Source organism: Tepidimonas aquatica (assembly GCF_007556585.1).
GTDB lineage: Bacteria > Pseudomonadota > Gammaproteobacteria > Burkholderiales > Burkholderiaceae_C > Tepidimonas > Tepidimonas aquatica.
The window spans coordinates 1-13459 of record NZ_VJNA01000003.1; the positions used below are offsets into that span (position 1 = coordinate 1).

Genomic DNA, 13459 nt, shown 5'->3' on the forward strand with positions numbered 1-13459 from the left:
ACCCGCAAAGCGTGGTGCACTCGATGGTGCAGTACCGCGACCGTTCGGTGGTGGCGCAGCTGGGCACGCCCGACATGCGCGTGCCGATCGCCTACGGTCAGCGCCAGCCCGACCCCCAGCCACGCCGCTGCGCCGCCATGCACCCCACTTAGGCGCGCCCATTCCCAGCCGGCGGCCCCCATCAGCACCAGCGTCAGCATGGCAAAGGGGCCGCTGCCGCCGGGGTACAACAGCGCTGGCAGCAACACAGCCAGCAGCACGACGGCGGTGATGACCCGTTGGCGCAACACGGCAAACGTCTTTCGGTCGGCGTGATGCTCTAGGCCGCAGCCGCTTGCTCCGGCGTACGGCCAAAGCGCCGCTGGCGCTGCGCGTAGGCCGCCAGCGCGCGGTCCAGCTCGGCCTCGTCGAACGCTGGCCACAGCGTGTCGGTGAAATACAGCTCGCTGTAGGCCAGCTGCCACAGCACAAAGTTGCTGACGCGCTGCTCGCCCCCGGTGCGGATCACCAGGTCCGGGTCGGGCACATGGGCCAGCGCCAGCGCACCGGCCAAGCTGGCTTCGGTGATGGGCGCACCCTGCTGCGCCAGGCGCTGCGCGGCCTGCACGATGTCCCAGCGCCCGCCGTAGTTGAAGCACACGTTGAGGATGAGCGCCGTGTTGCCGGCGGTGGCGCACTCGGCCTCGGCGATGCCCTGCACCAACTCCGGCGCCAGCCCGCTGCGCTCACCCACCACGTGCAGCCGCACACCCGCTTGTTGCAAGCGTGGCACTTCGTCGATGAGGGCCTGCGCCAGCAGACGCAGGATGGCGTCCACCTCGTCAGGGGGGCGGGCCCAGTTTTCCGACGAAAACGCGAATACCGTCAGCACCCGCACGCCGCGCTCGGCGCACCACCCCAGCACGCGGCGCAGGGTTTCCCTGCCCGCACGGTGCCCGGCCACGCGCGGCAGCAAGCGCTGGCGCGCCCAGCGCCCGTTGCCATCCATCACGATGGCGATGTGGTGCGGCACCGACGGCGTCCCCAAACCCCGCTCCTTGGCAACCCGTGCGTGGCCCGACACGCTCAAATCGCCATGATGTCGGCCTCTTTGGCCGCCACCATCTTGTCCACCTCGGCGATCATGCGGTCGGTGAGCTTTTGGATATCGTCCTGCGCGCGGCGCTCGTCGTCTTCGGAGGCGAGCTTGTCCTTGACCAGGCGCTTGACGTGCTCGTTGGCGTCACGGCGCAGGTTGCGAATCGCCACCTTGGCGTGTTCGCCTTCGGCCTTGACGACCTTGACCAGCTCGCGACGGCGCTCTTCGGTCATCGGCGGGATCGGCACGCGGATCAGATCACCGTGCGAAGCCGGGTTGAGCCCCAGGTCGGACTCGCGGATCGCCTTTTCGATCTTGGCGCCCATGCCTTTTTCCCACGGCGCCACGCCGATGGTGCGTGCGTCCAGCAGGGTCAGGTTGGCCACTTGGCTGATCGGCACCATCGTGCCGTAGTACTCCACCTGCACCGTGTCCAGCAGCGCCGGATTGGCGCGCCCGGTGCGCACCTTGGCCAAGTTGGCACGCAGCGCTTCGAGCGACTGCTGCATCTTTTGTTCGGCGGTCTTTTTAATCTCGGGAATGCTGCTCATCGTCGTATCGGCCTTGCGTAGCTCGTGTCAGACGTGCACCAACGTGCCTTCGTCCTCACCCATGACGACGCGCTTGAGCGCGCCGGGCTTGAAAATCGAAAACACCCGCACCGGCAGGTTTTGGTCGCGGCACAGGGCAAAGGCGGTGGCATCCATGACCTGGAGCTGGCGCACCATCGCCTCGTCGAAACTGATGCGCTGGTAGCGCTGGGCGCTGGGGTCTTTTTTGGGGTCGGCGGTGTAGACGCCGTCGACCTTGGTGGCCTTCAGCACGAGCTGCGCACCGATTTCCGCGCCGCGCAGCGCCGCGGCGGTGTCGGTGGTGAAAAACGGGTTGCCGGTGCCGGCGGCGAACACCACGACCTTGCCCTCTTCCAGGTACTGCAGCGCCTTGGGGCGCACGTACGGCTCGACGACCTGGTCGATGGCGATGGCCGACATCACCCGCGCGCGCACACCGGCGCGCTCCAGCGCGTCACCCAGGGCCAGCGCGTTCATGACGGTGGCCAACATGCCCATGTAGTCCGCCGTGGCGCGGTCCATCCCGACGGCCCCCCCGGCCACACCGCGAAACAGGTTGCCGCCACCGATGACGATGGCCACCTGCACACCCAGGTGGGCGACCTCGGCCACCTCGGTCACGATGCGCTCGATGGTGCCGCGGTGAATGCCAAACGCTTCGTCGCCCATCAGGGCTTCACCAGACAATTTAAGGAGGATGCGCTGCAGTGCGGGCATGGATGCAATCCGGATGTGGGGCGATTGTACGGGGCTTGGTGCGGGTGCGGGTTGCAAAAAGGGCCGGCCTCCAACCCGAGGAGCCGGCCCTAACGGCGCAGAGGGCGCGGTCAGGCTTTTTGCGCCGCGGCCACCTGGGCAGCCACTTCGGCGGCAAAGTCGTCTTGCTTTTTCTCGATGCCTTCGCCAACCACGAACAGCGTAAACGACTGCACCGCGGTGTTGGCGCCCTTCAGGTACTGGCCCACGGTCTGCTTGCCGTCGGCGGCCTTGACGAACACCTGGTCCAGCAGCGAGACTTCCTTGAGGTACTTCTGCACCGCGCCCTCGACCATCTTGGCCACGATGTCGGCGGGCTTGCCCGATTCGGCCGCCTTTTGTTCGGCGATCGAGCGCTCCTTGGCCACGAGCTCGGCCGGCACGTCGGCGCCCGACAGCGCCACCGGCTTCATCGCGGCGATGTGCATCGCCACATCCTTGGCCGCCGTGGCGTCACCTTGGTACTGCACCAGCACGCCGATGCGCACGCCGTGCAGGTACACCGCCAGGTTGCCACCGCCGCTGTAGCGCTTGAAGCGGCGAATCGTCATGTTCTCGCCGATCTTGCCGATCAGCCCCTTGCGCACGTCTTCCACGGTGGGGCCAAAGCCTTCCATGCTCAGCGGCAGCGCGGCCAACGCGGCCACATCGGCCGGGTCGTGCTCGGCCACCAGGCGCGCCAGCGCCTGCGCAAAGCCGCCGAACAGCTCGTTTTTCGACACGAAGTCGGTTTCGCAGTTGACTTCGACCAACGCGCCGGTGCTGCCGTCCACGTGCGCCGCCACGACACCCTCGGCGGTGACGCGGCTGGCGGCTTTGCTGGCCTTGTTGCCCAGCTTGACGCGCAGGATTTCCTCGGCCTTTTCCATGTTGCCGTCGGCCTCGGTCAGGGCCTTTTTGCACTCCATCATGGGGGCGTCGGTCTTGGCGCGGAGTTCCGCGACCATGCTGGCGGTGATGGCTGCCATTGTGATGCTCCTGTTGACGGGTGGCCGCCTTGGCCACCCTCAAATCATTGACGCTGTGTTCGACAACCCGATGACACCCTGAGCGCGAACCAAGCGCGCGCCGGCGGCGTCATCGGGCCAAGATACGAAAAAGGGGCTGCTGCGCCCCATCGAAAGCGGCCTCGTGGGCGCGCCCTCAGCCCTCCTGCACCTCGACGAATTCGTCGTCGGCGCGTACGGCCTCCACCACCGCGTTGAGTGCGGCGTTGCGGCCTTCGAGCACGGCGTCGGCGATGCCGCGGGCGTAGATCGCCACGGCCTTGGCCGAGTCGTCGTTGCCGGGGATGACGTAGTCGATGCCCTCGGGCGAGTGGTTGGTGTCGACGACACCGATGACCGGAATGCCCAGTTTGTTGGCTTCGGCCACGGCGATCTTGTGGTAGCCGACATCGACCACGAACATCGCGTCGGGCAGCGCGTTCATGTCCTGGATGCCGCCGATGTCGCGCTCGAGCTTGGCCAGCTCACGCAAAAACAGCAGCTGCTCCTTTTTCGACATATTGTCCAGGCCAGCGTCGCGCTGGGCCTGCATGTCCTTCAGGCGCTTGATCGAGGTCTTGACGGTCTTGAAGTTGGTCAGCATGCCGCCCAGCCAGCGCTGCTCGACGTACGGCACGCCCGCACGCTGCGCCTCGGCTGCGATGATGTCGCGCGACTGGCGCTTGGTGCCCACCATCAGCAGGGTACCGCCGTTGGCGGTGAGTTGGCGCACAAACTTGCACGCCGCCTCGAACATCGGCACCGTCTTTTCGAGGTTGATAATGTGGATCTTGTTGCGATGGCCGAAAATGTACGGGGCCATCTTGGGGTTCCAGAAGCGCGTCTGGTGCCCGAAGTGGACACCGGCTTCCAGCATTTCGCGCATGGACACGGGCATGATATGGACTTTCCAAAGGTTGGGCCTAAAGCCGGCCGACGACCACCACCCGCGCACGGGCGGCGGCACCCGGAAGGGGCCGGCTTGCGATTGCCTTGCCACACCCACCGACCCAGAGCCGACAGGCCTTGCAGCAAAACTTTGAGATTTTAGCACGCACGACGTGTCCACCATGCAGCGTATCCTCCCTTGCCCCACGCCCAGCGCGCCCCCCCGCCCCTTGCACGACCGGCTTGCCAGCCGTCAACTCGAACAGCGTCTGGCGGCGTCGCTGCCACCCCACACGCTGATGCAGCGCGCGGGCCTGGCAGTGGCGCGCCTGGCGATGGCATGGCAGCCCCACGCCCAGCGCATCGTGGTGCTGGCCGGCGGTGGCAACAACGGTGGCGACGGGCTGGTGGCGGCCACCCGGCTGGCGCGCGACTGGCCGCAGCGCGACGTCGCGGTGTGGTGGCAGGGGGCGCCCGAGCGCCTGCCCGACGACGCCCGCTGGGCCTGGCAGCAAGCGCGCGCCGCCAACCTGACGTGGCTGCAAGCCGCGCCCGAACACCCCCCCGACCTGGTGATCGACGCGCTGTTGGGGCTGGGGCTGGACCGCCCCGTGCGCGGCACGGCGCTGGCGGCCTTGCGTTGGCTGCAAGCCTGCCCCGCCCCGACACTGTGCGTCGATCTGCCCAGCGGCCTGGATGCCAACACCGGCCACTGGTGGGCCGACGCACCGCCCCAACCCGCCGCCCAGCGCGCCACGCTGTCGTTGCTGACGCTCAAACCCGGCCTGTTCACCGGGCATGGTCGGGTGGTGGCCGGTGCGTCGATCTGGTTCGACGACCTCGGGGCCGAACCGGAACCGGGTACCGCCGCCGCGTGGCTGGTCGCGCCGGGGGGCTGGCCCGACACGGCCGCGCTGCGGGCAGACCACGCCAGCCACAAAGGCAGCCGCGGTGACGTGCTGGTGCTGGGCGGTGCCCTGCCCCACGCGCACGCGGGCATCGGCATGGGCGGCGCGGCGCTGCTGGCGGCGCGCGCGGCCCTGCGTGCTGGCGCCGGCCGCGTCTACGCCGCGCTGCTGGGCGACGCCGAGCAGGTCCCGCCGTGGGACATGGGCCAGCCCGCGTTGATGCTGCGCAGCGCCACAGCAGCGCTGGACAGCGACCTACCCGAGCGCGCCACGGTGGTGGCCGGCTGCGGCGGTGGCCCGGCAATGGCGACGCTGCTGGACGCCGTGCTGGCCCGCTGCCCGCGGCTGGTGCTGGACGCCGACGCGCTCAATGCCCTGGCGCAACGACCCGACCCCGAGCCGTTGGCCGCTCGCCAGGCGCGTGGCTGGTGGACCGTGCTGACGCCGCACCCGCTGGAAGCGGCCCGGCTGTTGCGCACCGACACCGCCACCGTGCAGCGCGACCGGCTGGCCGCCGCCCGCACCCTGGCCGAACGGTGGCACGCCGTCGTCGTGCTCAAAGGCAGCGGCAGCGTGGTGGCCGCGCCCGGCCTTACGCCGCGCATCGTGGCCAGCGGCAGCGGTTGGCTGGCCACTGCCGGCAGCGGTGACACGCTGGCCGGGTTGCTGGGCGCGCGCCTGAGCACGCTGCCTTGGCCCGCCCCGCCCGAGGACCTGCAGGCCGCGGTGGCCGACACCGTGGCCCTGCACGGCACCTTGCCCGAACACTGGCCGCACCGCTGGCCGCCCACCGCCAGCGACCTGCTGCCCTGACCACCCCCCTGCAGGAGACGACCGATGCCGATCGCCGACCACGATCTGCCGCGCTGCGCCGCCAACCATGCGCCGCTGACGCCCTTGGATTTTTTACGCCGCACCGCCGAGGTGCACCCGCAGCTGCCGGCCATCGTGCACGGCACCGGCGCGCACGCGGCGAACCAGACTTGGGGCGAGACCGCCCAACGCTGCCGCCGCATGGCCAGCGCGCTGCGGCGCGCCGGGGTGCAGCGCGGGGACGTCGTGGCCACCTTGCTGCCCAACACCCCGCCGATGGTCGAGGCCCACTTTGGCGTGCCGCTGGCGGGCGCGGTGCTCAATGCCCTCAACACCCGGCTGGAGCCGGCGTCCATCGCCTACATGCTGGACCACGGCGAAGCCCGGGTCATCCTGGTCGACCCGGAGTTCAGCGCGCTGCTGGCGCAAGCCCTGCCGCTGCGCACGCGGCGCGAGCCGCTGCTGGTGGTGCAAACCCAGGATCCATGGTTCGGCGCCCCCACCGCCACGCTGGACGCGGTGGACTACGAGGACTGGCTGCGCCAAGGTGACCCAGACTTCCCCTGGGAGGGGCCACCCGACGAGTGGGACGCGATCGCCCTCAACTACACCAGTGGCACCACCGGTCATCCCAAGGGGGTGGTTTACCACCACCGTGGCGCGGCCCTCAACGCCGTGTCCAACATCCTCGAGTGGGACATGCCCAAGCACCCCGTCTACCTGTGGACGTTGCCGATGTTCCACTGCAACGGCTGGTGCTTCCCCTGGACCTTGGCGGCGCGCGCCGGGCTCAACGTCTGCTTGCGCAAGGTGGATGCGGCCACCGTGCTGGGTTTGATGCGCGCCTGGCGCGTCACCCACTACTGCGGAGCGCCGATCGTGCACGCGATGCTGGCCAACGCCCCGGATGAGCTCAAAGCCGGCCTGCACCCGGGCATACGGGGCATGGTGGCGGCCTCGGCGCCACCGGCGGCGCTGCTGGAGGCGATGGCACGCATGGGCATCGAGCTGACGCACGTGTATGGCCTGACCGAGGTGTACGGGCCGGCCACGGTGTGCGCCCTCCAGCCCGGCTGGCGTGACCTGCCGCTGCAGGAGCAAGCCCGTTTGCACGCGCGCCAGGGCGTGCGGTACCACCTGCAACAAGACGCGCGGGTGCTGGACCCGGCCACGCTGCAGCCGGTGCCGTGGGACGGCGAAACGATCGGCGAGGTGATGTTTCGCGGCAACATCGTGATGAAGGGCTACCTGAAAAACCCCGAGGCGACCGCGCAAGCGCTGGCCGGTGGCTGGTTCCACACCGGCGACCTGGCGGTGCAACACCCGGACGGCTACATCAAGATCAAGGACCGCAGCAAGGACATCATCATCTCGGGCGGCGAGAACATCTCGTCGATCGAAATCGAAGACGTGCTGTACCGTCACCCTGCGGTGCAAGCGGCGGCGGTGGTGGCCAAACCCGACCCGCGCTGGGGCGAGACCCCGTGCGCGTTCATCGAACTCAAGCCCGGCGCGCACGCCAGCGTCGAGGACATCATCGCGCACTGCCGCGCCCATCTGGCGGGGTTCAAAATCCCGCGCGCGGTGGTGTTCACCGAATTGCCCAAGACCAGCACCGGCAAAATTCAGAAATTTGAGCTGCGGCGCCTGGCGGGGTCGGTGCAGGCGATCGACGTGTAGCGCGCCGCCACTCCCACGGGGGCAGCGCCTCATCCTGCGCCCACAAACCACGCCCTACCGCACGGGCAGCGAACTCGGCTGCGCGGTAGTGCCACCGCTCCAGCCAGGGTTGCTGGTGAGCGTGACGGGCGTCGTGCCACGCCCAGCCTTGCTGCAGCAAGGCCAGGTTGACATCCTGCACGAGCCGTTCGTCCTCGGGCGATGGCCCTCGGACCACCGCCAGCCAACGTCCGTAACGGTCCACCCCACGGTCGTCCAGACGCACCGCGCGACCCAGCACCCACGCACGCAGCGCATCGCGCGCCTGCTGGCCGGCGGGCTGGTCCAGTTCCGGGGCATCGATGCCTGCCAGGCGCACGGTGCGCAGCCGCGCATCGGGGCCGCGCACACGCAGCGTGTCGCCATCGTGCACGGCCACCACCACCCAATCGGCCTGGGCCTGCACCGCAGAAGAGCCAGCGCCGACACACCCGCCCAGGCCGCACAGCAGCGCCAGCAGCACCAGGCCGGCGACCCACACCGCACGATCCAAGACGCCCGTCATAGCAGCGGCCGCAGCTCACGCGCGGCCTCCTGCAACAGCGGCAGCAGTTCGTGCTGCACGGCCCCGGCCTGCAAGCGCTGCTGCGACAGCACGGCGTTGATCGCCGCCACCGTGCGGCCCTGCATGTCGCGCAGCGGCACCGCCACCGCGTGCACGCCCAGCTCGTGCTCCTCGCTGCACACACAGTGGTCGGCCTGGCGCACCTGCTGCAGGATGCGCCGCAGCACCGCGGGGTCGGTGACGGTGTACGGCGTCAGACGCGGCAGACCCGCCCCGGCGGTGCAACGGGCGGCCAGCCAACGCCGCAACTGCACCGCGGGCAGGGCCGCCAACAGCACCCGGCCGGTGGAGGTGACGTGCGCGGGCAGCCGCGCCCCTAAGTGCAAGCCGTAGGCCAGCCGCTGCGGTCGCGCCGGCCACGCCCCGCCCGGGGCCCCAAGCGAGCCCCCTTGCCAATCCACACTGGGCTCATGCGCCGCGGGCGGCACGCTGCGCGCCACCACGACCACCGCCTCGTCGTCCAGCACCGTCACCGAAAACGGTTCGCGCACGCGCGCGGCCAGCCGGTCCAGCACCGGCTGCACCGTGCGCGGCAAGCGCGCCGACGCCAGGTAGCGCCCCGCCAGACGCAGCACCTTGGGCGCCAGCCAGTAATCGTGCCCGTCGGTTTCCAGGTAGCCCAGGTGCGCCAGCGTCAACAGGTGGCGCCGCGCCGCCGCACGCGACAGCCCCGTGCGCTGGGCCGCCAGCGTGGCGTTGAGGCGCTGGCGCTCGGTGTCGAAGCTCTCCAGCACGGCCAGACCTTTGACCAGCCCGGCGATGGTGTCGGCGGCAGCGAGATCCATGGCGACAACGATAGCGCATCCCAGCGTCCGTGGGCAACGGCCCCACTTGGTTGCGCGATATTCGCGCACGCTGCGCGATATTCGCACAACGGACCACGGCCAGGTGCGTCCTTCGACCAGCACGGCGCCTACGATGCCGCCACCGCGCCGCGCCCCGGGCGGCGGCTCCCCTACCCACCTCACGAGGAGACATTGCCATGCGCACCCAAGTCGTCATTGTTGGCGCCGGCCCGTCGGGCCTGCTGCTGGGCCAACTGCTGCACAAAGCCGGCGTCGACAACATCATCCTGGAGCGGCAAAGCGCTGCCTACGTGTTGGGGCGCATCCGCGCCGGCGTGCTGGAGCAAGTCGCCGTGGACGTGCTGGACGAGGCCGGCGTGGGCCAGCGCATGCACCGCGAGGGGCTGGTGCACGAGGGCTTCGACCTGTTGTTCAAGGGCGAGCGCCACCGGGTGGACCTCAAGGGTTTGACCGGGGGCAAGACGGTCCTGGTGTACGGTCAAACCGAGATCACGCGCGACCTGATGGACGCGCGCCAGGCCAGCGGCCAGACCACGGTGTACGAGGCCGGCCACGTGGCCATCCACGGCTTTGACGGCGCGCGGCCGTGGGTGACCTACGAAAAGGATGGCGTCACCCACCGCATCGACGCCGACTTCATCGCCGGCTGCGACGGCTTCCACGGCGTGTGCCGCGCCAGCGTGCCGCGCAGCGCCATCACCGAGTACGAGAAGGTGTACCCGTTTGGCTGGCTCGGGTTGCTGTCCGACACGCCGCCGGTGCACGAGGAGCTGATCTACGTCAACAGCCCGCGCGGCTTTGCGCTGTGTTCGATGCGCAGCCGCACCCGCAGCCGCTACTACCTGCAGGTGCCGCTGTCCGACACCGTGGACAGTTGGAGTGACCAGGCGTTTTGGGACGAGCTGCGCCGCCGCCTGGACCCGGCCGCGGCCGAGGCGCTGGTCACCGGCCCCTCGTTCGAAAAAAGCATCGCGCCGCTGCGCAGCTTTGTCAGCGAGCCGATGCGTTTTGGGCGGCTGTTGCTGGCGGGTGATGCCGCGCACATCGTGCCGCCCACCGGTGCCAAGGGGCTCAACCTGGCCGCCACCGACGTCAAATACCTGGCCGACGCGCTCATCGAGCACTACCACGAGCGCAGCGACGCCGGCATCGACCACTACTCGCAGCGCTGCCTGCGCCGCGTGTGGCGCGCCGAGCGCTTTTCGTGGTGGTTCACGAGCCTGATGCACCGCTTCCCCGGCGAGGGTGAGATCGCGCAGAAATTCCAGGAAGCCGAGCTCGACTACCTGATACACAGCGAGGCGGGCGCACGCACGATCGCCGAAAACTACGTCGGCCTGCCGCTCGATTTTGGCTTGCGGCGTTGATGCATGGGTTGGGTCGGCTCGGCCCCCGTGACGCGCGGCGGCAGCCCCGTGTGCTGTGTCAACACACGGCCCTTGGGTGGCTGAGTCGGCTTGCCCGAACCGGCGCCGGCGCGCGCACGGGCCGCCGGCGGGGTGGAGTTGGCGCGCCGCGGCGCACGGTAGCTGCCGTCGGTCAGCGGCTGGTAAGTCGGCACCAGGTGGTGCTTGCCGTTGCCGATCAGGTCCGCGCGCCCCATGGCCTTGAGCGCCTCGCGCAGCAGCGGCCAGTTGTTGGGGTCGTGGTAGCGCAACAACGCCTTGTGCAGGCGCCGTCGGCGCTCGCCCTTGACGACATCGACGCGCTCGGTGCGCTCATCGCGGTGGATGCCCTTGAGCGGGTTGAGGCCCGTGTGGTACATGGCCGTGGCGGTGGCCATGGGGCTTGGGTAAAAGGTTTGCACCTGGTCGGCGCGAAAGCCGTTGCGCTTGAGCCACAACGCCAGGTTGAGCATGTCCTCGTCCGTCGTGCCCGGGTGGGCGGCGATGAAGTACGGGATCAGGTACTGCTCTTTGCCCGCCTCGCGTGAGTAGCGGTCGAACATCGCCTTGAAGCGGTCGTAGGTGCCGATGCCCGGCTTCATCATCTTGGACAATGGGCCGGGCTCGGTGTGCTCAGGCGCGATCTTGAGGTAGCCGCCCACGTGATGCTGCACCAGCTCGCGCACGTACTCAGGGTCACGCACGGCCAGGTCGTAGCGCAGGCCGGAGCCGATCAGGATTTTTTTGATGCCTTTGAGCGTGCGGGCGCGGCGGTACAGCCGCACCAGCGGCCCGTGGTCGGTGCGCAGGTTGGCGCAGATGTCCGGGTACACGCAACTGGGCTTGCGGCAGGCGGCCTCGATCGTGGGGCTCTTGCAGCCCAGGCGGTACATGTTGGCGGTGGGGCCGCCCAGGTCCGAAATGACGCCGGTGAAGCCCGGCACCTTGTCGCGGATCTCCTCGATCTCGCGGATGATCGAATCTTCCGAGCGGCTTTGGATGATGCGCCCTTCGTGCTCGGTGATCGAGCAAAACGTGCAGCCGCCAAAGCACCCGCGCATGATGTTGACCGAGAAGCGGATCATCTCCCACGCGGGGATCTTGGTCGGGCCGTCGTGGCGGCCACGCTCGTCCGCGTACGCCGGGTGGGGGCTGCGTGCGTAGGGCAAGCCAAACACCCAGTCCATTTCTTCGGTGCTCAGCGGCAGCGGCGGCGGGTTGACCCACACGTCCTGCGCGGCCGGCCCCTGGCCGTGGCGCTGCACCAGCGCGCGCGCGTTGTAGGGGTTGGTCTCCAGGTGCAGCACACGGTTGGCGTGCGCGTACAGCACGGGGTCGGCCTTGACCTGTTCGTAGCTGGGCAGGCGAATGACGGTGCGGCCGCGCGGCGCACGCAAGGTCGCCGCCCGCGGCACCAGGCGCACCGGTGCGGCCCCAGCGTCGCTGGCGGCGCTGGCGCAGCCGCCGTCGGCGGACTCGGCCGGCATCTGGTAGGGGTTGACGTGGGCCTCCACCCGCCCAGGTCGATCGACGTCGGTGGAATCGATTTCGACCCAGTCCGTAGCCGGGGTACGGCGCACGAAGGCGGTGCCACGCACGTCGGTGATCGATTCGACCGGCTCGCCACGCGCCAGCCGGTGCGCCACCTCCACCAGCGCGCGCTCGGCGTTGCCGTACAGCAGCAAGTCCGCCTTGGCGTCCAGCAGGATCGAGCGGCGCACCGTCTCGCTCCAGTAGTCGTAGTGCGCGATGCGGCGCAGGCTGGCCTCGATGCCGCCCAGGATGATCGGCACATCCTTGTAGGCCTCGCGGCAGCGCTGCGCATAGACGATGCTGGCGCGGTCCGGGCGCCGCCCGCCGACGCCGCCTGGGGTGTAGGCATCGTCGGAGCGGATTTTGCGATCCGCCGTGTAGCGGTTGATCATCGAGTCCATGTTGCCCGCAGTCACGCCCCAAAACAGGCGCGGCCGACCCAGCGCCTTGAACGGCTCGGCGCTGTGCCAATCGGGCTGGGCGATGATACCGACACGAAACCCCTGCGCCTCCAGCACGCGGCCGATGACCGCCATGCCAAAACTGGGGTGGTCGACGTAGGCGTCGCCGGTGACCAGGATGACGTCGCACGCATCCCACCCCAGCGCGTCCATCTCGGCGCGGCTCATCGGCAAAAACGGCGCCACGCCAAAGCGCTTGGCCCAGTACGGCTTGTAGCGCATCAGCGGCTTGGGCGCCGGCGTGACATGGGCGGGGTGCAGGGGGGCATTCATGGCGCGTCTGGTGGGGGCTCTGGGCCCGACGACGTTGGCCAGCCTCACAGGGCTGGCCAACACAGGGCTGCGCATTGTAGGCGCGGTGGCTGCGGCGCACCATCCCTGCCGCGCAATCCCCTACGCGCGCCGGGGACGCCGGCCGCGCGATGCGCTTACACGCCCCCCGGCGTGCGGCGCCGGAACATGCCCCAGCCTTCCATCTGCAGCACTTGCTCGCCGTGCTGGTTGAACATCTGCCAAACGGTGCGCACCAGGCCGACGTCGGGGCGCTTGTTCATCGGTCGTTTGTCGACGATGCTGTGCCGCAGCGTCAGCGTGTCGCCGGGGAACACCGGCTTGAGCCAGCGCAGGCTGTCCAGTCCCGGCGAACCCAGGCTCGAGGTGCGGTGCAAAAAGTTCGTCACCATCAGGCGCATGGCCAGCGCGCACGTGTGCCAGCCGCTGGCGCACAACGCCCCGAACACCGAGTGGCGCGCCGCTTCGTGGTCCAAATGAAACGGCTGCGGGTCGAACTGGCGCGCAAACGCAACGATTTCGTCTTCGGTGACGGTCAGGCTGCCCAGCTCGCGCGTGTCGCCGACGGCAAGGTCTTCCCACCACAGTTCGATGTGCGGGCTGGTCACGGGGTCGATCGCGGTCATGCCGCCATCATAAGTCGTGCAGGGCTTGTTGCACCAGGTCGGCAAAGCGCGCCTCGTCACCCAGGTGATAGG

At 69.3% G+C, this 13459-nt stretch carries 12 protein-coding genes and 1 pseudogene; 3 read left to right on the forward strand and 10 right to left on the reverse strand.

All coding sequences use genetic code 11. From position 1 onward, the window contains the following. The 6 genes and pseudogenes from Taqua_RS13390 to rpsB form a co-directional block, all read right to left on the reverse strand. Positions 1-290: pseudogene (locus Taqua_RS13390) on the reverse strand (hypothetical protein); the annotation flags it as partial. Between the two features lie 29 nt (positions 291-319). Next, positions 320-1027 (reverse strand): polyprenyl diphosphate synthase, encoded by a 708-nt coding sequence (gene uppS, locus Taqua_RS01410; protein WP_281287757.1) that lies wholly within the window; start codon positions 1025-1027, stop codon positions 320-322. Between the two features lie 38 nt (positions 1028-1065). Then, positions 1066-1629, reverse strand: a complete 564-nt coding sequence (frr, locus tag Taqua_RS01415; RefSeq protein ID WP_132961569.1) for a ribosome recycling factor — start codon at positions 1627-1629, stop codon at positions 1066-1068. 27 nt (positions 1630-1656) lie between these two features. After that, complete coding sequence (pyrH, locus tag Taqua_RS01420; RefSeq protein WP_144324263.1) at positions 1657-2367, reverse strand: UMP kinase; 711 nt, start codon at positions 2365-2367, stop codon at positions 1657-1659. Positions 2368-2477: 110 nt separating this feature from the next. Next, positions 2478-3374, reverse strand: a complete 897-nt coding sequence (gene tsf, locus Taqua_RS01425; protein ID WP_144324264.1) for a translation elongation factor Ts — start codon at positions 3372-3374, stop codon at positions 2478-2480. A gap of 175 nt (positions 3375-3549) precedes the next feature. Further along, on the reverse strand, positions 3550-4290 hold the full coding sequence (gene rpsB, locus Taqua_RS01430) for a 30S ribosomal protein S2 (RefSeq protein WP_144324265.1): 741 nt from the start codon (positions 4288-4290) through the stop codon (positions 3550-3552). A gap of 172 nt (positions 4291-4462) precedes the next feature. Between rpsB and Taqua_RS01435 the strand changes: the two genes are divergently transcribed. Further along, entirely contained in the window at positions 4463-6001 is a 1539-nt protein-coding gene (locus Taqua_RS01435) for an NAD(P)H-hydrate epimerase (RefSeq protein WP_144324266.1), read from the forward strand. A 24-nt stretch (positions 6002-6025) separates the two neighbouring features. Further along, complete coding sequence (locus Taqua_RS01440) at positions 6026-7681, forward strand: acyl-CoA synthetase (protein ID WP_144324267.1); 1656 nt, start codon at positions 6026-6028, stop codon at positions 7679-7681. Here Taqua_RS01440 and Taqua_RS01445 read toward each other — a convergent pair. Further along, positions 7593-8225, reverse strand: coding sequence for a thermonuclease family protein (locus tag Taqua_RS01445; protein WP_144324268.1), 633 nt, complete (start codon positions 8223-8225; stop codon positions 7593-7595). The genes Taqua_RS01440 and Taqua_RS01445 overlap by 89 nt on opposite strands. Further along, positions 8222-9070: an IclR family transcriptional regulator domain-containing protein gene (locus tag Taqua_RS01450; protein ID WP_144324269.1), complete on the reverse strand. Its 849-nt coding sequence runs from the start codon at positions 9068-9070 to the stop codon at positions 8222-8224. The genes Taqua_RS01445 and Taqua_RS01450 overlap by 4 nt, the downstream gene beginning before the upstream one ends. 197 nt (positions 9071-9267) lie before the next feature. Here Taqua_RS01450 and pobA point away from each other — a divergent pair, with 197 nt between their 5' ends. After that, positions 9268-10458 carry a 4-hydroxybenzoate 3-monooxygenase gene (gene pobA / locus Taqua_RS01455; protein WP_144324270.1) on the forward strand — a complete coding sequence of 397 codons (1191 nt, stop codon included), beginning with the start codon at positions 9268-9270 and terminating at the stop codon, positions 10456-10458. On the opposite strand, the gene Taqua_RS01460 is transcribed toward pobA, so the two are convergent. Next, positions 10419-12743 carry a YgiQ family radical SAM protein gene (locus tag Taqua_RS01460; RefSeq protein WP_144324271.1) on the reverse strand — a complete coding sequence of 775 codons (2325 nt, stop codon included), beginning with the start codon at positions 12741-12743 and terminating at the stop codon, positions 10419-10421. The genes pobA and Taqua_RS01460 overlap by 40 nt on opposite strands. A 155-nt stretch (positions 12744-12898) precedes the next feature. After that, positions 12899-13387: a MaoC family dehydratase gene (locus Taqua_RS01465; protein ID WP_144324272.1), complete on the reverse strand. Its 489-nt coding sequence runs from the start codon at positions 13385-13387 to the stop codon at positions 12899-12901. Positions 13388-13459: the final 72 nt, after the last annotated feature.